Source organism: Proteus sp. GOKU, from assembly GCF_015475555.1.
GTDB classification, from domain to species: Bacteria; Pseudomonadota; Gammaproteobacteria; order Enterobacterales; family Enterobacteriaceae; genus Proteus; species Proteus mirabilis_B.
In genome coordinates this window covers 3,107,369-3,129,256 of sequence record NZ_CP034105.1, presented here as the reverse complement: position 1 = coordinate 3,129,256, position 21,888 = coordinate 3,107,369, and the positions used below count along the sequence as shown (strand labels likewise).

Here is a 21,888-nt window from a genome sequence, read left to right as displayed (position 1 = left end):
GCGTCCTAGCTAAGAAGTGTATTAAGCTGTTCCAAAATATTGAGAGTTTGATGTCTCAATCTAGAAGCATAAATAGCATAAATAATTGTGGCGAAGATCAGTGAGCCAATGGCGATATAACGAACACCAAAGCGTTGTCCTAAGCGATATTGATGTGATTTAGTGCCATTTTCTTTGTATAAAACAACAGGTTGAGATTCACCTTTAAGTTGTTGGATCTGTTTTTGAAGTTGGCGAAGTAATTTATTAAAGTCATCTCCATAGCCATTGCTGACTTTATAGCGACCGCGATAACCAAGGCATAAACAGAGATAAATAAACTCTAATAAATCAAGGTAACGTTTAGGTTCACCTAATAAGCGTTCTATTAATACGAAAACCTTTTCACCACCCCATGATTCATTATGAAAATGAACTAACAGGGATTGTTTTACCCAATCGTTATCTTGATCCCAGCCTAACTCTAATGCTGCTTCATCAATAAATGTGCATAACACATAGCGGAATGAAACAATGGCACCTGGCTCATAACCGTGAGTTTGAAGTTGTTGTTCAATGGCTTGAATGTCAGTGACCACTTGTTGAAAAAGCTTTTCTGATAGCGGAGTTGCTGACATTGATTTCATTCTGATCACCATACCCAGCAACGGTGTCGCGACATCAATCATTGGATTGATGTTGTTACCGCGTAATGGCAATTGATATGATTTATGGCTCACTTTTTTTTCAGTAAGTTCTTGTATTAATGATAAATCACTCATGTTGAGTTCCACTTCTTATTGCCCAAAGTTGAATATCAAGTTCAGGGAATTGTCCTGATACGTGGAATGCAATATTTCCGTGTTTCTGTATATCAGCCCATGATTCACCTTGAGGATCTAAGCGGAAATAGGTATAGCCTGAGTGATATGGCAATTGACGAGGAGCGGTTGATAACGGAATGAAGCCAACACCAGGCATTTGAACACTGACTAAATCACGAATTTGATTCACTGAAGTGACTTTTGCCTGTTGCGCGAATTGGCGACGCAATTGCTCTTGAGGTAACTGAGCGCGTACCGCAATAATAAATTCAGCACTTTGCAGAAGTTGTCTGTCATGAATTGTCGCAACACGAATACCATGTTCTTGTTTTTGCAATGGAATTGGCACCGCTCTTGGTGTGAGAACCACACTTAGCGCTTGTCGAATAGATTTAATTAGAGGTAAAAAGCCCGATGCCAAGTCATAGTGTCGATAAATCGGTAATTTATCAGGCAAACGAGAGCCATTAGTAAAGGTTTGAATTTCACCATTAAATTGAAGTAGCTCTTTAAAGAGTTGCTCTGGGTGAACCACTGTCTGCTTAGATAAATGTGAAAACTGAGGATAAGCACGATTAAGTAGCTGTAACATCATAAATTCAGCAACATCGGCAATACCTTGTTGACCGGGGGAGCCTATACGCTCTGCTATTTGGCGTCCTCGCTCAAATAAGGCACCTTCAACTTCAGCTAAAAACTCAGCTAAAATAGGGCAAATTCTTGAATTTAAACAGGTAGGAATATAGTTTTTATCGAGAATTAAACTACCATCAGCGCTGATCTCTCTTATTTTGCAAATTGGCAACATCACATAAGCGTCTAGCTCTGTTTTTCCTAATTTTAAAATAGGATTAAGCTTTGCAATATTAAGCTGACTGATATCTCCATTCTCAGTATGCAAATCACGTACTTGTGTTAATACATCGCTATAACGAGCTAATAAATGATTACCATTATGGGAATGAGAGATTTCACTGACTGTGTTGTTTTGTAACGGCAATGCCAAATAGACCACATTGTCACTGCCTTCATTAATTTGTGAAATATCAATAGGTGAAGGAAGATTATCTTGCTGTGGAATAGAAAACAGCGTGCCGTCAGGCATAATGCCAGAAGCTTCTTTAAGACCAATACGACCAAGGCTTAATAATTCAGTATTTAGCGTCAATTGGCTTAAACCATAGTAATGAGCGTGATAAGTTTTTATCAGCGTTTCAATAATATAGTCTTGATAACGTTGCTGTTGCTGAAAATGCTGAGGCTTAATAAACAACCCTTCATGCCATATCACTTTATTTTTTGTCGACATTGTTATTGATCCTCTTCTTTTCTAAATTCAATTTCATTTTCTTTGATATGGACTAGCAGATTGTAATAATGACCAATCCCATTGATTTTTAATATTTTCTTCCATTGAGTAACATTGACGTCAGAGTAATAGGCAATGATCCCGATATACTTATTCTTTTTATCCAACTCAATGGGATCGAGCGGCTTATATTGATCAGGTAAAAGGGTGTAATCTTGATGATCGATATAATTTCTCTTTAATAGTTTTTTCAGATCGCAATCTTCTTCAATAATTTGGTCTTGATCTAAAGAGGCAAAGATCGAATCTTCATTCATATAAACAATTTGTAATTGAACCGGTGTTGCTTCTCCTTGATGATTAGGATTGATTTCAGGCTCAGCTAATAATGTGAATGAGACAACCGAGGATTGCTCTTTTTCTTTACCCACGGGCGTTGATGGGTCCCATATGACTTTGCCTATTTTTGACATGGCTTCAATAGGGCCACTGCACCCACTTAATTGGGTGGCTACAAAAATAAAAAAGAGATAAGCCATGAATGTTTTTATCGACATATCACACCTCATCGAGCCCTTTTCTTAAGGCTCGGTCATAAGCGTGGGTATAGACCTCATAAAACAGTTTCTCAAAACCTTGTTGGCGAGATGATGCTAACTCGTTGTAATAATTGGTATACATATCCCAAGCCCAAGCGCTATCACTTGGAGTATTGTCGTAACTACGACGATAATGGGAAAAGCGTTTTAATAAATGCTCTGGCGAGAATGCTTCTAATAGTGTGGTTAATGCAGCGGAAATGGCTTCTTGATTAGCATAATAATGTAATTGCACATTATGTAAGCTTTCTGCGACAGCCGAAGGCGCAGATAAATGTACAGGGCTACGTTCATCGGTAAACATTAAACGCATAACACTGTCATATTCATTATTTAAACGAAGCGGATTATCTTCAATTGGGCGCAGTTGTTTATCTTGTAAATTTTCCTGCTGTTGTAATGCCAACAAACCTTTTATTGCAGATTGCGTCGTTTTTCCTAATTCAATAAGAAAATCATTTGCTTGCTGTGAATTTTGTAAGTTAAGGTGTACGCCTAGCCCTTTCATTAATGGATTAATTGCGACATAGTCTACGTCTGCATTTGTTTCATTATCTTGAGACGTTATTTCTGGCAAATCCATAAATTCCTGAACCATGAGATCTCCCTGGTTATCTGAACGAGGCGAAGAAAGAGCGTAGTGATGTGTGTTAGATGATGAGCCTTGAATAAGCTCTAAGCTTTCGCTTTCAAGGGCTTTTAATGGATCATGTGTCATTGAGCCTGAAACTGTCGGAGCTAAAGGCATAATATGGCTTTCTGTTTTATGAACCGAAGGGGAATTTTTTTGTAGCAGGGGATCGAGCGGATTATCATCAGTCTCGATCAACGATTGTGGTGTCATCGCCATAAGATCAGGCTTATTGTTTTGCGTTAAATTGATATTAACGGATAAAACAAGTTGCCCAATTTTGATCTGATCATTTTGAGATAAACAGACCGCCCCAATATGAATGGGGATCAGGGCGTTGTTAATATAAACAGGCTCAGCCAGTGTTTTTAAACAAAATTGTTTATCTTGCCAAGCGATAGCGCACTGTGTAGATGCAATAGATGATTGAGTATCTTGTATTACCCAGTGTGATTGTTTACTGCTACCAATCGTGCCACCAAGTTGCGTGAATTGACTATTTGGTACATAGCCACTTTCAAGCAACTCACTATTTATTAAGCGAAAAGAGATTGTGGGTAAATAATTATCCATAAATATTATTCCAAAATAGTCATTGTCACACTAGGATTGGCTTCTGGTTTTCCGAGAAAACTTTGCCAACCTAATTGATTGTGTTGTTCTTTACCTAAGCAGATCCCATATGCCTGTTTGTCGGCGATACGCAGGCGTAAATCCCATGCAAGTTGTTCATGCATGATGTAAGAAACAAAAGTAATAAGTGACAAAAAGTCCTTGCCATTGGGAAGAAACGACATATAGCGATCGAGTGGTAATTCACTGATTTCAATCGTGCATTTACCATTGCAATCATAGATATGAGAGCCAATATTAAAATTCTCACCTAAAACCATTTTGGGGCGAGATTTCTGTCCGGAATGACGAGCAATAATCCCTAAACGGTTTTGTTGATCTTCAGGGATAGGTACTTTGCGTATTTCCCATCCGATCAATTCAACTTTTTCTAAATCAAAACAGTGAGAAATTAAGCTACAAATAACATCGGGAGAGCGACTCGGACTGGCAAGCAATCCAGCATAAGCCAGCATTTTGCTGTGGTTGATGTTCATCATGCCACGATTGGCTTCACTTCCTAGCCCTACCAAAGAGAACATATGACGAGAAAATGCGTCGTGGCCACCATCTTCGAAACAGATGTAATAGCGATATTTACGCCATATACGATGGAGTAAAGTCACTAAGCGGTGATTAAATAAATTAAGATAATCCGTTAATTGATTGGCTTGTTGAGCTTCTTCCCACGCGAAATGATCAAGGTAATAACCCGGCAATGGCGATTGGCTACCATGTAAACCCAAAAAAGAGACTTCAAGATCAAATTGACCTTGTTCATCTTGGCGTAATGAAACGACATCACGAGTTGGAAACGCGGTATTAGCGCTTGATCTAAACTGAATAACGCTTTCATTATTCAATGCTGTTTTTTGAGAATGCAGTTTATTAAGCAACTCAACTAATTGATAGAAGCTGTATTCAGTAACAGATTTGCCCGCTTTTTTATTTAGCCAGCTTTGTATTTTCTCAATATCTGTTATTTGAGTATTTGCTGGTTTATTTTCGCTGGCCAAAGATAAATTTCCTTATTATCTAAATTAATAACTTCCAATTCGTGAAACATATTAACGCTGGTATAAAGGGTGAAAAATTGTGCTAATACAGAACAAAATAGATACATCGCTCCTTCTGAAATAAAGGCATTTTGATGTATCGATAATGTTGTTTTCACACCTCTTACTAGTAAGCCTTTATATAAATACTCGATAGACTCTGTTTTTAAATTTGTGATTGCATCGAGGCATTTTTGAGATTGACGAGCTGATTGCTGATGAAACGTCGCTTTAAAATCATATAGCTGTAAGATTTGTTTGAGTGCGGTTAAGCTCAATAGAGATTGATAATTAATAGATAAATTAGTGAGTTCTGACCAATACAACGTATTTCCTAATAAAGGATAAAGTGCTTTTGTTGGCTTAATAATATTACTAGCAGATAACACCCCTGAAATAACGTTGTTCTCATCAAGCTTTATCGAATGAGAAGACAATGAAGAAGCTAATGTACGATTAGTACAGTTCATTGATACTGAAATGCTTTCTTCACAATTTAGTAAATCAGCTTCATTGTTTCGCACAAATGACAAGGTGTGTTGATAACCATAATTTGATTTATGATGTGCTATTTTTAAACGGTAATAACCCGTTCTTTCGGGATTATCTTGATTATTTTGATGATGAAAACTCTCAAAAGCTGTGTATCGTGTAATATAAGAACGCTGATTCGGAATATAGCGCAAACCTTGGACCGTATTTATCGAAAAAATATCATAACAATCTTGTTTTTTATGGCTTTTATTTAAAACATATTCTGTTTCTTTTCCCGTTAAATTTATCGCTTCACTTTCTGATCCAAATAAATTAACAGCGGGTACGCAATTTATCTTTATGCAATCTTCCGTGATTAGCATGGCTTCTGGAATATCACTGTCAAATTGAATTGATAATGTAAAAGTATCAGAAACCAAAGCAGGAGGGATGTTATCTAATCCTTGAATGGATAAAGACATAAAAGCTTCAGGAAAACAAAAATATTCCTGCAATAAGCGATATCCTTCATAACTGTTTTTCGGATAAGGCAAAAGAGAGTCTTCCGCATGAAAACCAATCGGTTCAACCGCAAAATTCTCTAAGGTAAATTGACGCTGAGCCGTTGTTATTTTTGCTTTTTTAACTTTGCTATTTAATAAATAAAATAACTGAGTCGTTGTATAGGAAAGACCATTAAGATAAATACACAGTTTCTCTAAGCCAACTGTGGATAGCGACTGTAATTGGTTTAGAGAAAAATGAATATCTAACGTGTCTTGATTTTGAGTCACTTGTGCTATTTGTATTGGAAGTACCCATAAATCACGACACTGCGTAAATTGGCATTTATGCCAATTATCTTCATCATTTTCGGCTAATTCATTTTGAATATAGAGTGGGCGGCTAACAAAAGGTTGCCCCTTTGCTATTTTTATCGCACATTTTTGAGTGGCTTCAGTACGATATTCTATTGCTGTCATACTAGGAAATGGACGCGCGTAAGCAGGCCATAGCATATTAACTAAACTGTTTGTCAGTTCAGGAAATTGTCTGTCTATTTGTTCTCGTAAATTACCTGATAAATAAGCAATGCCATCTAAAAGCCGCGCTGCATCAGGATCACGCACTCTTTCAGATATTTGATTAATAAGCTGCGGTTTTTCAGTTGCAACATATTGTTCAAGTTTATCGAGATAACTTAATTCATTATTAAAATAGTGATTTGAAGACATATTAAAATTGCGTCAATTGATATCTACGGTTGCTGTCTAATTGCACGTTAAATTCAATAAGCTGCTTTTGATTTTCTAATAAGATAAAAGCCGTAATATTAAATTGCAGTGACAGGGGCTCTGCTTCATTTTCTATAAAATGAACAGTGACATTGCTTATTCTTGGCTCATAAGTCGTAATGCAATCCGCAATAATATTGGATAAATGAACCTTGAAATCGACTCCTGTTAATGTCGCATCGTTTAAATCAGGAACGCCTAAAGCAGGAGTACTTTGGCAACCTAAAGGTCTGCTATTTAAAACCTGATTTAAATTTTGCTTAATTGACATGAGTAACGCTTGGATTTTCGCGCGTTGGGAAGAGCCTACGCTCTTCCCTTGTATGCGCTCAAATAAACTGGAAGCGGGGTTGTCTTCCAAATTATATAGAGCTGTCATCGCACTTATTCCTTATCTAAGCGACCAACAAGCGATAACTCAAAGTTTGCACCCATGTATTTAAAATGGGGGCGAACTTGAATAGCCACTTGATACCAACCTGGATCACCATCAACATCAAGAACTTGGATTTGAGCTGAGCGAAGAGGGCGTCTACTACGAACATCTGCTGGTGGATTTTCTTGATCCGCAATATATTGTTTTAGCCAGATATTAAGCTCACGCTCAAGATCTTGACGCTCTTTCCATGAGCCAATTTGTTCGCGCTGTAGGACTTTAATATAGTGAGCTAAGCGATTGATAATAAACATGTAAGGAAGTTGAGTTCCTAACTTATAGTTAGTTTCTGCTAATTTTCCTTCACGTGTATTAGGATAGTTTTTCGGTTTTTGTACTGAATTTGCAGAGAAGAATGCCGCATTATCACTACCTTTACGCATTGTTAAAGTGATAAAACCTTCTTCTGCTAATTCAAATTCACGTCTGTCAGTGACTAAAACCTCTGTTGGGATCTTAGTTTGTAATTCACCCATCGCTTCAAAGTTATGAACAGGTAAATCACCCACAGTTCCGCCACTTTGAGGACCAATAATATTTGGACACCAGCGATATTTTGCAAAGCTGTCATTAATACAACTTGCTAATAAGAAAGCGGTATTACCCCATAAATAATGCTCATGGTCTTGTTTCACATCTTCAGAGTAATTAAATAACTTAATTGGATTCTCAGTAGGTGAATAAGGTAAGCGCACTAAGAAACGAGGTGCTGTTAAACCTAAATAACGTGCATCTTCAGATTCGCGTAATGAACGCCATTTTGTGTGAGCGGGGCCTTCAAATACTGATTTTAAATCTTTAATAGCCGGTAATTCAGCATAGCTATTAATGCCTAAGAAATTAGGTGAAACAGATGAAATAAATGGCGCATGAGCCATTGCGCCCACGGCACTGACGTACTGCATTAATTTCAGATCAGGCGTGGTGTTATTAAAGGCATAGTTACCAATCACAGTCGCGACAGGTTCACCACCAAATTGACCATAGCCTGAAGAGTAAACATGCTGATAAAAGCCGGATTGTACAATCTCAGGTGAAAACTCAAAATCTTCTAAGAGCTCTTCTTTTGTTGCATGTAAGATATTGATTTTAATGTTTTCACGAAAATCAGTACGATCAACAAGTAATTTTAATGAACGCCATGAAGATTCAATTTCTTGAAATTTTGGCGCATGTAAAATTTGGTCGACTTGAGCACTTAGTTGAGTGTCTAACTCAACAAGCATTTTATCAATCAGCAGTTTATTGATTGGCTCTTCTTCTGATGGATTAGCAAAAATATTACTAATAAAGGCTGCGACGCCTTGTTTGGCAATATCATAAGCTTCAGTTTCTGGCGACATTCTTGATTGTGCCATAATTTCATCAAGCAAAGAGCCACCAGATGTTATTGCCTGCTCTTGTTGGGCTTCATTAACTAAAGACATAGAATAATCCTCTGTAAATATTATTTTTGGCTAGCAATATCGAGCTCTTTGAGTAACTGTTCGCGTGTGGCTTCATTTTCCAGAAGCTCTTGCAGACGTTTTCTAAAAGCAGGAATATTGCCAAGAGGACCTTTTAGCGCAACGAGCGCTTCTCTTAGTTCTAATAGTTTTTTTAGCTCAGGAACTTGGCGTGCAATATTATCAGGAGAAAAATCTTGTAGTGATTTAATCTCTAAATTGACGTTAAGATCAGACTCACTTTTTTCATCTAATGCATTTGGAACCGCAATATTTAGATTAATACCGGCGCTTTCCATAACAGAATTAAAGTTGTTCTGGTTTATCGAAATGGTTTTACGATCTTCAATGGGGGTTTCTTCCGTCTTCCCTTTCATATCGCCCACAATAAGCATATTTAAAGGTAATTCGACTTCAGATTGAACACCACCATCATTAGGGATGTATTTAATATTAATACGTTCTTTGGGCGCAACACTACCAAGAGTATTTTTACTCATTTAAACTAAGCTCCTTATTTAGCTTAAGTTCTTAATTAAATACTCAGCGTATTGATGAATAATTTAAATTAAGAAATACCTATCCTAGGCAATAATGTAATTACCTTATATGAGTTTAATTTTCCTGGTAGAAATAAAATAATAACTAAAAATAAAATAATAAGTAATTTTTTCTAATATATGCATTTAGTTTTATATAAAACCGTCCTTGAGTCAATAAGAAATATTTAGTGTTTTTTACTTTTCATTACATTTAATTAGTGTCGTATTTAATTTAAATATAATGATTTAACTTTATAAGTAAGTTTTTTCATCTATTTTACTCATATTATGCAACTCGATAGGGATAAATTAATTTATATTTAATTTAAATTGCAAATATGGAAAATAGAAATTTCACTATGAATTATTTATTCCAAGATTCTATAAGTATAAGATATTTAACGTTAATTTTACTTTAATTTCTGTTCAGCTATTTATTTTATTTTTTTATATTTAATGTTTGTTTTGATGAAAAATAGAGCTGTGATATAAGTGAAAATAATGTAACCTGTCGTTATTATTATGATTGAAAGTTAAATTTGATATAAGGGAATAATATTAAGTGAAATTATTTGATAAAAACAAGAAGGAATTCTTAAGTCATTTCGAATATGATTGGTAAGATTTTAAATGATATATTACTTATCTCTGATTTATAGACAATATGATATTTAACTTAAATAAAGGTAATTTACTCGCTACCATTATCCTTTATTTTGTTTATGGAATATTTTCCATTCGATATCACTATTGAAGCCTGAACGATAATGGCAGACGATAGAGCCTGAACTATTCCACGGATCGTAAGAGACACCAATATGCATTTGTTGACTTGCAATCGGGAGTTTGATTCCGGTTTCTTGGTGAAACCATTGTTTTAGATTGTGGGTTATTTTTCCTTTAGGGCTATTTTGTATTCCATCCATTAATTTTTCGGGTGCCAAGTACCATGAACTTAGCAAGGTGTTTTCATTTGCGGGTGATGTAAAATGAGTGATCAAAAATAACCGACCATATCGGTTTTTCGCTTTACCTAAAACTAACCGATAAGCGACAGTTTCACCCAGTGAATTGGTTATCCATTTTTCCTAAGGGTAAAGAGAAGTTATGATATCTTTCAGGGTACAGGTAGGTGTTAAGTAGATATCGTTATTTATGATAATCGTATTTTTTTCTGTGTAGCTAATCATAGAGCATCATGAGATATTTATTGTTAATAATCTTAGTGTAATTTAATCAATTGAGCATAAAACGGCTATGAGTAGTATCTTAAAAAGTAGTGGTGATAAAAATATCATTATTAATTAAATCTAATGCAATGTGAAAATTTAAGGTTGACTGAAAGTAAACTATATTTCCTTTTCGTTCTATACTTACAAATGGGTTTGAAGTTGTTGAATATAAAAACCACAATATATTATTATTTATATCTGTTTTGACAATAAAACCATCACTCCCCATTTCACCTTCACCACAGAATAGAATGTATTTATCATCAATCAATATTTTATTATTTATCTGAATTTCAGACCAAAGATCATCATTACTTTGAAGTAAATCATCGAAGGTTGTTTTACCTTTATATAAAAGGAAATATTCCTTTTGATAGGAATGTATTAATTGAGGATTATCAATAAAATCAATGTCGATAAATCTTATCAATCCAGACGGCTCACAAACAAGATCCAGTCCGATTAGCTTATTATTTATCCATTTGTTTTGGATGGGGTTAGTTGGGTTTTTCATAATTTATAACGTATTAAAATAACCATTTGGAAAAATTTATGATAAGTGTTTTTTATAAAACTCTATTTTTTTAGGATGACTGATAACTCTAAAAGCTCTATTAAAATATAGTCTTAACCAGTAAGCATGAATATAATTAAAATACTCATGTGGTTATTTTCTGAAAAATTCATAATAGATTCTAATGTTTCTATAATTTGTTTTTCACTAAAAATTTCATTAGAGGATTGTACAATGATATTTTTTAATTTCATATAAATTTTATTAAATTTATTTACACTTAGAGGATCTTTTGATTTATCGTAATTAATAAATAATGCTGACTCTATATCATAAATAAAAAGATCATCAATTAAAGTAAGTTTATTTTTTAGTTTTTTAATATGATTAACAAAACTTTCACTTTGGATAGATTCTATAACAGGGATGATAATAGTATTGTGATATAAAATTTCAAGATATTTATCTTCAACCGTACTATATAAATTTATAAGAAAATCGCTATCAATATCGATTAATTCAATAATCGGCTAAAAAAAGAGTCATTTAAATTAAACCATATATTAAATGAAAGAATTTCATCACATTTTTCTTTAATCTTGTAAATTCTGTTTTCCATATTAATCCAATGGTGACTAATTAAGAATAGGTTGTATTATAACTAGATAGTAGTCTGATAGATTATGCTTATTAAGTTCACCTAGCTTTTATAAAAATCAAGTATTATAATGGTTTTTTATTATAAAATAACATTGTTCATGTAAAAATTCTAGTTGTGTATTTTTATTATTTTCTTTATTAAATTTCTTTAATTTATATAAAATTTTATCCCTGAACAATTATTTTATATTCAATAGAGTCTGCAATTATATGTACCCATTCTTTTGAAGAAAAGAACTCTGCTAAAAATGAAAATGAATATTTTCCACCTAGATGAAAATATTTTTGGTAGTTTGGCAAGTGTTCTATAAAATGTATTCTATCAGTAACTTTTATAAATTTCCCATTTGTTGTATCTATCGTCCATGATAGCGGTGCATCAATATAGCTTGCATTTCCAAATTTCAATTCAATAAAATAATTTTGGTCTGTTATATCCAAACATCCTTTAACGATTAGATCATTTTTATGGAAGCCACATATTTCCATATCACACCAATCATTTTCTTTTAAAATAGAGCTTATTTTTTCTATATTCATAATGCCAACAATATTTTTAATAAGATATACGGGAGGTGAAAATATTATGACCAACAGTTTTCAGTACTTAATTTAAGTAAAGAACTCATCATATATAAAATAATAATTTAATGCATGAATATATTCGTTTATAGTTGAATCATTCAGGCCCATTCCACTCAAGCTTATCTTTTAAATTTTCTGGAACTAATTTAAATAATAATTTAATGTTTTTTTTATGGGAATTATAGTTGTTAGAATATTGTGAGCTAGCATTTTCTAAATAGTAACGAGCGTGATTATTAAGAAAATATACATCATGTTCAGTCATTTGTGGATAGGATAGTGATTTGACAATATCATGCAATAATTCTGCTTCTTGATAGCAAGTCTTGTCTAATGCTTTTCTTAAAGCGGATAGGGTTTGAATGTTTCTGATATAGGATAATACTTTGTTAAGCATGTCAATATATATACTTGTCTTGTCCATTAAATTTAAATCCTGTTTATTTCTTAATAAGCCGCATGATCAGGTAAAATATATTCTTCCGTGTCTTCATCATAGTAGAAATAACGATTATAATATAGCTAATTTTCTTTATAATCATATGATCTGAAAAAGTATCTATTGGAAAAAGCTTTTTCCAAACTAATGAAAGGAAACATTGGTCATTTATTATTATCCATAGGCCAATCTGTTATATTCTCTAAGTATGCACCACCACCGATATAACCTATTTTATGATCTACACTGTCTATAGTAATTTTATTAAATCCGATTAGTTACACCTTACTTAATAACAACATTTAGATTTTACATATCTTCTTGCTGTCCCCAATTGTTGTTGTGAAATTATATTGCTATCAACAAATAATAGTTGTATAGCTTTAGACATTAATTTCATTTCTAATCGAGTTAACGAAGCATATCTCATTTATACGTTAATTTCATAGTATTGCGTAATATACTTTCAGTCATAGGAACCCAATCATGATGTTCTGGCTTGTATGTTATTTCAGTGAATATTATCGATATCGTTCAGAGTAAAGATTTATCGCATTGATAATTCCAAATAGGGTAATGATTTAATGAGATTATAATACTAGGTATGGCATTAAGTTCTTCCAGCTTGCTTTCAAAGAAGGATTAATATTTTTTTGAAAATTTAATTCCTCTAATATTTAACTTATTTATTTCTTTAAAAAGTTCTTCATTTATAATCAAAACTCTTGAAAATGATTTAGTCAATATTACGATTGCTTCATTATCCAGTATATTTTCGTTTATAACTAGTTTCACTATTTCATCAAAATAACCATGATCCATCGTATAGATAGATTTTTCTTTATCAATAAAATCTATATCATATAGTACATGAGCAAAATAAAAACTATTCTCATATATTATTTTTTTATGGGTAAGAGAAACAGGAAAGTATTCTATTTTAGAATTAAATATGTCAAATATACCTTTTAACTCTTTGGATACTATTAATATTGGGCCACTCATAAAAAAATCACTGGGCTTATTTTTAGATATTACTTTTACCATTAATCTAGGAAAGTCATCTCCTAATTTTTCAGGTAAAGATACTTTATAGTCTAAAATCTCTTGTATGTTTTCGACTACAGCATCTGTATAATATTCATCTTCATATGTTTCTTCTATAATATAATACATATTACACCATATATTTATTATAAGGAGTTAGTTTGTTAACTTAAAATTAAAAGTCAAGGTAACCACCTATAGCTTTTGAGGGGGAAGTGTTATTTTCTATTTCAAGTTTATCAATAAAATCTTTAAAGTTATTAGCAACTAATGTTAGCCCGGAAGCAATTTGTTCATTATTAAAAGAGGGGAGTTTTTCATGATCCCAAAACCATATGGTTCCTTTTATATTTCCTTGATTGCATATACATATTTGATTTCCACCAGATGAACAACCAATAGGTATAAATTTTATTTCAAGATCATTCTTATATGTTTCAATCATTTCAAAAATAGTATAGCCTTTATTGATATTATCTAAACCATAAAAATAATCGATAGTATCTAATCCTTTTTCATCGGCCCATGGTGAAGATTTACTGCCTTTGAAAATTACTATTGCATCAAATTTTATATTACTACCAAAATATAATAAAAAATCATGATAATCCTTAGGTAATACACCTATTATTCTCTCAAGATTTTCTAAAAGGGTGACTTTTTTACTTACGTCAATTGATATAAAATTTACTCTTAAAAATTTGAGTTTGCTTATCATTTCTTATCTTTATTTAAGTTTATTATATCGGATACTGAACTGATGACTTACTGCTGGTTTGATACTAATAAGTATAGATCAATTTCTTTCTCACATTGGTACATTAATTTAAGTGCGGCGTTGTCATAATCACTATAAATTTCTAGATATCCTCGAGTCATATTTTTTGTAATATTATCTTTTAAATTTCCTGATTCTAAAGATAGAAGTACTTTTTTATAAAGTTTTAAAATAGTGTCTATATTATCTTCATTTTTAGTTTTTTTTAGTGCATTTAGCATGTTGATTATTTCATTTATTAAACAGATTAATTCTTTTTTATTCATACAATTATCCTTATCTCTAATTGCACATCCTGTAATTAACAAATATTTAAATTCTTTATTCCAAAAATCTTTTCTTACATATGTCATATTGTTTACCTTATTTATTCTATAGTTGGTTAAATTATTTTTTATTGACCATCAGTTAGTAGTAAAATGGTATTACTTCTTATTTTTTATTTAGAAAGGATTTTTAATTTTTGTATTGCATTTTCATTTCCTATGCTATTTATTCCCCAGATACATTTTACAGCAAGCGAATAATTATCATCAAAATCTAAATATTCTAGTTTCAAATTTGCTGCTAAATATAAAACATAAAAACTTGATGGGCTTCTATATTCTTTTAAAAGTCTAGCTAAGTCTTCATGCTTATAATGCCATTTCTCAATATAAATATACGGTGTTGATAAATTTAAATTTTCATTGATGCTCATGAATTTTTTAGTCTTTAATTAAATTTTAGCATAAATGTGTAACATAATATTCATTTTTTAGTATATTAGTAAAATCCACATTATACGGAATGTAATAAAAGGAAAGATGAAAGTTTTTCCAAATAATCAATGTTGTTAATTACCCAATATTTTTTATTTCTAGGTAGAATATTTTATCTAGATTACGCATGAAATCAGTAAACTCACCATTCCAATCATCTGGTACATACCTCTCTAGTGGTGTATTTCCTGGGTATGGATAACATGCACTTAACTTTTTTGAATCAAAATCAATAAATGCAATTGGAAATATATTATAAACTTCCCACCAAGAAGATGATTCCTTTATTCTATTCTGTATTACTTCTAGTTTTTTATTATCGAGCATAAAAGGAAAAAGGTTCTCAATAAAATCTCTTTTGTTTTTATCATTAATAACTAGAATACCAAATCTATCATCTGCATTATCTTCAGAACAAGTTATATTTTTATCGATAAAATCTTTATTCCATTTATATCTATCCATTATCCATATTTCTCTATCAGCTTGATACCAATTAATTATATTTTTATATTTTATTGCTACAATAACATCATCATCTGATAGAAAATGATTATTCTCTTCTGACATATAAATACCTTAAATTATTTTTATTTTATTTGAACTAAAGTTACCTAATAATCTGGTGCACTATCGGTATAAACCGAGGTGTTTTGTACCATCTGGTTGCCAAATCATAGGTAATCGACACGATGAACACTTTTATTTTTAAAGAGTGAATTGGCAGCGAAATAGGGTGATCATCAATCACTTTTTTTACTGCGTCGTACCCCAAAAGCATCATAAGTAGCAACTTAGTGCAATATGGCACGCACGTGAATAATAAGGTTATTATGATAGTTAATTATATCTACTACACCATCATATTTTAGATAAGTAATACCCAAGATTTAATCCTTTAAAATCCCCACTTCTTATATAGAAGTTACGGTTTATTATTTTACTAATTATTTTAAGAAATAGTTTGTTATTTTTACCGCAATATTTTTTTAAATCTAAAACTTCAGCAGGGCACTTCCTTATGACATAATAAATATAATTCATATATATGATGTTGGATATAAAAAGATTACACTTTGATTGATTTTCATTAAGACAATCTATTAGTGCGGAAAATATCTTTTTTTTATCACTATGGTACTGATTAACAAATAAGTTAGGGTGGGAATAATCTATATATACATCATCATACGGAAGTTTATATTCACATTTAGTATCAAGTAAAAAATCTATCGTTGCCAATTGAAACTGTTTTATAGTGTCTAGTTTTTCTTTATTACTATCACGAGAAAACTTAGATGCTACTATATGGACTGTCTTTATTAATTCTTTAACATCAGTAAATTTATCACTTTCAATGTTGAATAATAAAGTCTCTTCTCTAACTATAAAATATTTTGAAAATCTATCCCCAATTCCTAGCTCATAGATTAAATAATTAAAAAAATCAGACTTACTCTCATCTTCATCTAATACACCAGTAGCACTTAAATTAGATTTGAGTTGATTCACAAAATAAGTTACAAATATGTTTTTATTTTCATAGTAAGCGTTACTGTTTATTAAAAAAATAGAAGGTATAATTCTTAAAAAGGAGAAGAAAATATCATGATTTTTATACCCTCCTTGATAAATTTCTTTTTTTGCCTTTTCAAAATCAAATAAATCGCACCACCATGAAAGATATAAAGAATCATCATCATTCCTTAATGATAATAATTTTTCATAATCATCATCCCAATTGGAATAAATAAAATCACATTCATCCATTGGCAATGTCCTTGGGTTAAATAGCATCTTTAGCTTATAATTATATATTTCACTTATTGCGACTGATAATTCATTTTTATTTGGCACTTTATTCTTCCTTCTTCTTTAATTCATCTTTTCTGACATAATTTTTAATTTTTGACATGAAATTTATATGAGAACTAATCATATTTTTATTATAATTTAAAATTAAAGATAATATTAGTATTAGTCTTCTAATCCTAGTAGATTATATTTTTCTGTCATGTCTACATCTTTAGTGTTAATCCAATCAATTTTTTTTGATAGCTCTAACGGGTTTTTAGAAAAATCTTCTATTACTAAGAATGCTTTTTCTGGGGAGATACAAGATCCTATAAAGATGAGATCAAGTTGGCCATCCAAATCAATTAACTGATTCATTTTGCTTTTATCTCCTAAAGAGTAGAACCCTGAGCTACCATGGCTATAAAGTAATGAAAAACTTCCTTGTGCTACATTATGAGAATAAAATAAAGTGGAAATAATTTTTCCATTCTCAGAGAAATAACGATTAGCCAGAGTTGTGTGAGATTTAGTCCAAATATATTTATTTTCTCGATAGGATAGAAAAAAAAGACTATATCTTTCTAGGTGAAAGTTTTTAGAAATTTTCCCATCTGGATAGCTAAACTCAAAGTAATTCACGTTGACTCTCCTTTTAGTTTAAAATACAAACGAATTAGAAATACTTTTATTAGTCCGTTATAGTTAATTAGATATTAATTTTTTAATATCAACTCCTACCCATGATAGTTCTTCAGGTGTTGAGTGCTTATTTTCTGGTTTTAAACAACGTGGAGGTAACAATTTTTACCCACATAATAATATTGAAATGTATATTTTTGAATTATAGTCAATGACTCTTTGCTTTCGTAGCCAGTAATATCATAAATATTAGTATCTATAGTATTTTCTCATACATAATTGATACGTGACTCATAAATCATTACGCCATCTTCATTACAATGCTAATATTTTTTTGAATGATTTTTTATTTGGCCACCTAGTCTAACTTTACTTAAGCCATAGCAGGTGTGCCATTAGCATAAATTGGCGTTTCTTGCACCATCTGGTCGCCAGAGAACAAAATGAATTATAAATGATTTTTAAAAGACTATAAAATAGGCTTATTATTAAAAGGTTTGGTTGTAATAATGAAAGAAAAGATCAATAAATATTATACGATGTGATTAAGCTATAGAATGTGAAAGTTAATTATCATATTTATAGCTTGATTTTATTAAACGAGAAGTGCAGAGTAATATAATTATTTCATTTTTGTCAATGTTGTAAAGTTATTGAGGACCATTCCATTCTAGCTTGTTTTTTAAGTGTTCTGGAACAATGCTAAATAATTTTTTTATATCGTCTTGATGAGAATAATAATTTGCACATTCATCATTGTTGGTTTTTTCTAAATAGAATCTAGCTTGATTGTTCAGGAAATATATATCATTAGAGGTCATTTCCTCATTAGCAATAAACATTACTACATTATGTAACAGCTCTGCTTCATAATAACATGATTTATCAAAAGCCTTTCTAAAATAATGACGTGTTTGCACGTTCCTTATATAGGAAAGTGCTCTCCACAACATATTAGAATATATCTCAATTTTTTTCATAGTTAAAACCTTAATTTATCTAATAATCCGATAGGATCTGGTGAAATATATTGCCCTGTATCCTTATCATAGTAGCGAAAGCGATTGTAATACAAGCCACTTTCTTTATCTTCATATTGTCCAACAAAACGAAAATGACATTCGGTATATTCAGGGTCATTATCGGCATAATCATCGTGAGATTGCCAAAACGCCATTTGTCCCCAGGTATTTAACCGTCCTGCCCAACTAACAATGCCTTTTTCGCTAAAAATTTCGCGTGGCGTGCCTTGATGGTCAGTGACGACATAATGCAGTTTTCCACGTTGATAACGGGCTGTTGGAGTAATTTCACCGGGTTGATAGAGCCACTGAATTTGCGAATCATAAGCGGGTGTACCATCGGCATAAATCGGGGTTTCTTGCACCATCTGGTCGCCAGACCAAAGGTAATCAACACGCTGAACGCGTTTATTTTTAAAGGGTGAATTGGGCGGTGAAATAGGGCGATTATCGACCACCTTACTTTTATTGAGTCGTCGCCCAAAAGCATCGTAAGTGTAACGCCAGCATTCCCCTTCAGGGTTAAAACAGGCAATAAGTTGATTAAGCGTATTCCATTGGTAATACCACGTTTTTGTTCGAAAACCGTGTTGATGAACCACTTTTTGGGTTAATCGACCATTAATATCATAGTGATAATCTTGATAACCTTTGGCAGTGATACGGCGAGTGACACGGCCTTTTTGTTGCTGTTATCCAATAATCCAGTTACGGTGTAATGGCTAAAATTAGAAAAATAGGTTTGGCTTTGGCATAAAATTCTTGTCTGTTTATCCGCTCATAATAGAGTCGCCATAAATGGTTCTAACGGTATTGAATTTCATGTTCTATAAAACGTACTTCACGAATGATTAAGTTTTATCATTAGTATTATAAGAATTTATTCATGTAGTAGTTTATCACTCAAAATTTTTGAGTAACATATGGACTTGGGTATAACCATACATGAAAAGTTAATTTTATTTTTGCATATAATTAGAGTAATCGAGTTCTTAGTTTTTTAGTGAGTTCTTTAATATATTCAATATCACCGAGATATAAGTAACCATCTCCATGGTCAGGTAGTGATAACGTATTGTTTATAATGCTATTTAAAATTAATAGTTTTGATTTATTCATTTGAGTCTCATATATAAGATCAATATCTTTTTCTTTGTCAAGATCACTTTTTTTGATAAATTCCTCTATGCTTTTAATTGCCTCTTTTTTGTTTTTATATTTTTTTTTAAATTCAATGTTGAAATCTAAATCTCCTATAATAGTAAATTCAATAGATACTATATTGTCATCAAGATATATTGCTCTCTCAACTAAAGGGGGGGCTTTTAACTCTCTATTATCTATTATTTCTTTCATTTTTCACTTTTCCTTTCTATGGAACTATTATTATTCCTGCTTTGGTACCATTTTTAAATAAAATATTATAATGAGGATTTAAATCATGTAGTTTATTACTCGATTCATGTACAACATCAGACAAGGGATTTCTTATATTATATAAATCACCTCGATAAGTACTAACTGGTTGTTTCCATACATCACCAAATACTGTTCCACGATATAATTCACCTGATTTAGCGGGGAATAAATCTATATGAGGGCGAAGCTCTGGCATGTTATCTAATAATTGTCTTGCTTCTTCGACATTTCTAACTGTAACATCCTTACCTTCTCTAAGATTGGAAATATTTTTCCGTTGTGCTGAATTAAGTTTGAGTAGCTTATCACAATCCTCACCCGCCAACCCAAACGGATCAACCCACCCTGTTGGACAATACACATACCCATACGGATTAAAGCCACCTAATAATCCGATAGGGTCAGGTGAAATATATTGCCCAGTGTCCTTATCATAGTAGCGAAAGCGATTGTAATACAAGCCACTTTCTTTATCTTCATATTGTCCGGCAAATCGAAAATGACATTCGGTATATTCAGGGTCATTATCGGCATAATCATCATGAGATTGCCAAAACGCCATTTGTCCCCACGTATTTAACCGTCCTGCCCAACTGACAATGCCTTTTTCGCTAAAAATTTCGCGTGGCGTACCTTGATGGTCAGTGACGACATAATGCAGTTTTCCACGTTGATAACGTGCCGTTGGGGTAATTTCGCCGGGCTGATAGAGCCACTGAATTTGTGAATCATAAGCAGGGGTGCCATCAGCATAAACTGGCGTTTCTTGCACCATCTGGTCGCCAGACCACAGGTAATCAACACGCTGAACGCGTTTATTTTTAAAGGGAGAATTGGGCGGTGTAATAGGGCGATTATCGACCACCTTACTTTTACTGAGTCGTCGCCCAAAGGCATCGTAAGTGTAACGCCAGCATTCACCTTCAGGATTAAAACAGGCGACAAGTTGGTTAAGCGTATTCCATTGGTAATACCATGTTTTTGCTAGAAAACCGTGTTGATGAACCACTTTTTGGGTTAATCGACCATTAATGTCGTAATGGTAATCTTGGTAGCCTTTAGCGGTGATACGGCGAGTGACGCGGCCTTTTTGTTGCTGTTGTGCCAGTTGTAAAAAAGCACCATGCGCATCAGACGGAATAAACTGATGCTCTGTGATGTTCAGGTTGTTATCGTACTGAAACTTTTCACTTTGACGTTCAAACTGGTTGCTGTATTGGGTTTCAATAATTTGGTCGTTGGCGTTATAGCGGTATTGTGTGCGGTTCCAACGTGCATCATCGATATTGACCAGATTAAAAGCTTTATCGTATTGATAACCTCGATGAACATCGGTCGAAATGGGTGGTTGGAGCGGATTATCGTGTAATGATTGTAAAAAGGATTCTGTACCTCGTCCTGCACGTTGATGCGCTAATAATCCAGTAGCGGTGTAATGGCTGGAGTTGGCAAAACCGGCTTGGCTTTGACGTAAAAACTCTTGCCCCAGTGCGTTGTAGCTAAACTGCAAGGGTGCATGTTGATTGACTTGCAGTGAAGTCAGTTCATGAAGTTGACCGAAAACATAATGAAGTTCACGCTCACCAAAGCGGGTTTGGGTGAGAATATCGTGCTCCTCATCCCATTGATGCGTAATCTCTTGTCCGTTTATCCGTTCACAACATAAATGCCCTTGGTTGTCATACTCAAATTCCACCACCGAATCAGGATTGGTGGCACGAATAAGTTGCAAACGTTCATTGTATTGATAAGTGGTTGTAGAAAGGCACTTATGCTCAATATCATCGACAAGCC

The 21,888-nt window shown here is 32.7% G+C and carries 24 protein-coding genes; all 24 read right to left on the bottom strand.

Features of this window, described 5'->3' with window-relative positions; genetic code table 11:
* Window positions 1–5: 5 nt before the first annotated feature.
* A complete protein-coding gene (icmH, locus tag EHE21_RS14430) occupies window positions 6–761 on the bottom strand; it encodes a type IVB secretion system protein IcmH/DotU (RefSeq protein WP_088494819.1) in 756 nt (251 codons plus the stop codon).
* On the bottom strand, window positions 754–2,112 hold the full coding sequence (gene tssK / locus EHE21_RS14425; protein ID WP_088494820.1) for a type VI secretion system baseplate subunit TssK: 1,359 nt from the start codon (window positions 2,110–2,112) through the stop codon (window positions 754–756). The genes icmH and tssK overlap by 8 nt, the downstream gene beginning before the upstream one ends.
* A gap of 2 nt (window positions 2,113–2,114) precedes the next feature.
* Entirely contained in the window at window positions 2,115–2,669 is a 555-nt protein-coding gene (gene tssJ / locus EHE21_RS14420; protein ID WP_088494821.1) for a type VI secretion system lipoprotein TssJ, read from the bottom strand.
* A gap of 1 nt (window position 2,670) precedes the next feature.
* Complete coding sequence (gene tagH / locus EHE21_RS14415; RefSeq protein WP_088494822.1) at window positions 2,671–3,915, bottom strand: type VI secretion system-associated FHA domain protein TagH; 1,245 nt, start codon at window positions 3,913–3,915, stop codon at window positions 2,671–2,673.
* A 5-nt stretch (window positions 3,916–3,920) separates the two neighbouring features.
* The gene (gene tssG, locus EHE21_RS14410) at window positions 3,921–4,970 is read right to left on the bottom strand and encodes a type VI secretion system baseplate subunit TssG (RefSeq protein WP_194951038.1); all 1,050 of its coding nucleotides are present in this window, start codon (window positions 4,968–4,970) and stop codon (window positions 3,921–3,923) included.
* On the bottom strand, window positions 4,934–6,718 hold the full coding sequence (gene tssF / locus EHE21_RS14405) for a type VI secretion system baseplate subunit TssF (protein ID WP_194951037.1): 1,785 nt from the start codon (window positions 6,716–6,718) through the stop codon (window positions 4,934–4,936). The genes tssG and tssF overlap by 37 nt, the downstream gene beginning before the upstream one ends.
* Window position 6,719: 1 nt before the next feature.
* The gene (gene tssE, locus EHE21_RS14400; protein WP_194951036.1) at window positions 6,720–7,157 is read right to left on the bottom strand and encodes a type VI secretion system baseplate subunit TssE; all 438 of its coding nucleotides are present in this window, start codon (window positions 7,155–7,157) and stop codon (window positions 6,720–6,722) included.
* A gap of 5 nt (window positions 7,158–7,162) precedes the next feature.
* Window positions 7,163–8,641, bottom strand: a complete 1,479-nt coding sequence (gene tssC, locus EHE21_RS14395; protein WP_194951035.1) for a type VI secretion system contractile sheath large subunit — start codon at window positions 8,639–8,641, stop codon at window positions 7,163–7,165.
* A 20-nt stretch (window positions 8,642–8,661) separates the two neighbouring features.
* Window positions 8,662–9,159 (bottom strand): type VI secretion system contractile sheath small subunit, encoded by a 498-nt coding sequence (gene tssB / locus EHE21_RS14390; RefSeq protein WP_088494827.1) that lies wholly within the window; start codon window positions 9,157–9,159, stop codon window positions 8,662–8,664.
* Window positions 9,160–9,905: 746 nt separating this feature from the next.
* Window positions 9,906–10,202, bottom strand: a complete 297-nt coding sequence (locus tag EHE21_RS14385) for a hypothetical protein (protein WP_194951034.1) — start codon at window positions 10,200–10,202, stop codon at window positions 9,906–9,908.
* A gap of 268 nt (window positions 10,203–10,470) precedes the next feature.
* Window positions 10,471–10,947 (bottom strand): hypothetical protein, encoded by a 477-nt coding sequence (locus tag EHE21_RS14380; protein ID WP_194951033.1) that lies wholly within the window; start codon window positions 10,945–10,947, stop codon window positions 10,471–10,473.
* Between the two features lie 825 nt (window positions 10,948–11,772).
* Window positions 11,773–12,147, bottom strand: coding sequence for a hypothetical protein (locus tag EHE21_RS14375; RefSeq protein ID WP_194951032.1), 375 nt, complete (start codon window positions 12,145–12,147; stop codon window positions 11,773–11,775).
* A 139-nt stretch (window positions 12,148–12,286) separates the two neighbouring features.
* Window positions 12,287–12,616 carry a hypothetical protein gene (locus EHE21_RS14370; RefSeq protein WP_194951031.1) on the bottom strand — a complete coding sequence of 110 codons (330 nt, stop codon included), beginning with the start codon at window positions 12,614–12,616 and terminating at the stop codon, window positions 12,287–12,289.
* Between the two features lie 657 nt (window positions 12,617–13,273).
* On the bottom strand, window positions 13,274–13,807 hold the full coding sequence (locus EHE21_RS14365; RefSeq protein ID WP_194951030.1) for an imm11 family protein: 534 nt from the start codon (window positions 13,805–13,807) through the stop codon (window positions 13,274–13,276).
* 46 nt (window positions 13,808–13,853) lie between these two features.
* Window positions 13,854–14,396: an SMI1/KNR4 family protein gene (locus tag EHE21_RS14360; protein WP_194951029.1), complete on the bottom strand. Its 543-nt coding sequence runs from the start codon at window positions 14,394–14,396 to the stop codon at window positions 13,854–13,856.
* Window positions 14,397–14,443: 47 nt separating this feature from the next.
* Entirely contained in the window at window positions 14,444–14,809 is a 366-nt protein-coding gene (locus tag EHE21_RS14355; RefSeq protein WP_194951028.1) for a hypothetical protein, read from the bottom strand.
* Between the two features lie 86 nt (window positions 14,810–14,895).
* The gene (locus EHE21_RS14350) at window positions 14,896–15,156 is read right to left on the bottom strand and encodes a hypothetical protein (RefSeq protein WP_194951027.1); all 261 of its coding nucleotides are present in this window, start codon (window positions 15,154–15,156) and stop codon (window positions 14,896–14,898) included.
* A 139-nt stretch (window positions 15,157–15,295) separates the two neighbouring features.
* Window positions 15,296–15,787 carry a hypothetical protein gene (locus tag EHE21_RS14345; protein ID WP_228766695.1) on the bottom strand — a complete coding sequence of 164 codons (492 nt, stop codon included), beginning with the start codon at window positions 15,785–15,787 and terminating at the stop codon, window positions 15,296–15,298.
* Between the two features lie 291 nt (window positions 15,788–16,078).
* The gene (locus EHE21_RS14340; protein ID WP_194951026.1) at window positions 16,079–17,074 is read right to left on the bottom strand and encodes a hypothetical protein; all 996 of its coding nucleotides are present in this window, start codon (window positions 17,072–17,074) and stop codon (window positions 16,079–16,081) included.
* 120 nt (window positions 17,075–17,194) lie between these two features.
* Entirely contained in the window at window positions 17,195–17,653 is a 459-nt protein-coding gene (locus tag EHE21_RS14335; protein ID WP_194951025.1) for a hypothetical protein, read from the bottom strand.
* Between the two features lie 650 nt (window positions 17,654–18,303).
* Window positions 18,304–18,633 carry a hypothetical protein gene (locus EHE21_RS14330; RefSeq protein ID WP_194951024.1) on the bottom strand — a complete coding sequence of 110 codons (330 nt, stop codon included), beginning with the start codon at window positions 18,631–18,633 and terminating at the stop codon, window positions 18,304–18,306.
* A 2-nt stretch (window positions 18,634–18,635) separates the two neighbouring features.
* On the bottom strand, window positions 18,636–19,277 hold the full coding sequence (locus EHE21_RS14325) for an RHS repeat domain-containing protein (RefSeq protein WP_228766694.1): 642 nt from the start codon (window positions 19,275–19,277) through the stop codon (window positions 18,636–18,638).
* A 373-nt stretch (window positions 19,278–19,650) separates the two neighbouring features.
* A complete protein-coding gene (locus tag EHE21_RS14320) occupies window positions 19,651–20,031 on the bottom strand; it encodes a hypothetical protein (protein WP_194951023.1) in 381 nt (126 codons plus the stop codon).
* Window positions 20,032–20,047: 16 nt separating this feature from the next.
* A complete protein-coding gene (locus tag EHE21_RS14315; RefSeq protein WP_228766693.1) occupies window positions 20,048–21,826 on the bottom strand; it encodes an RHS repeat-associated core domain-containing protein in 1,779 nt (592 codons plus the stop codon).
* Window positions 21,827–21,888: the final 62 nt, after the last annotated feature.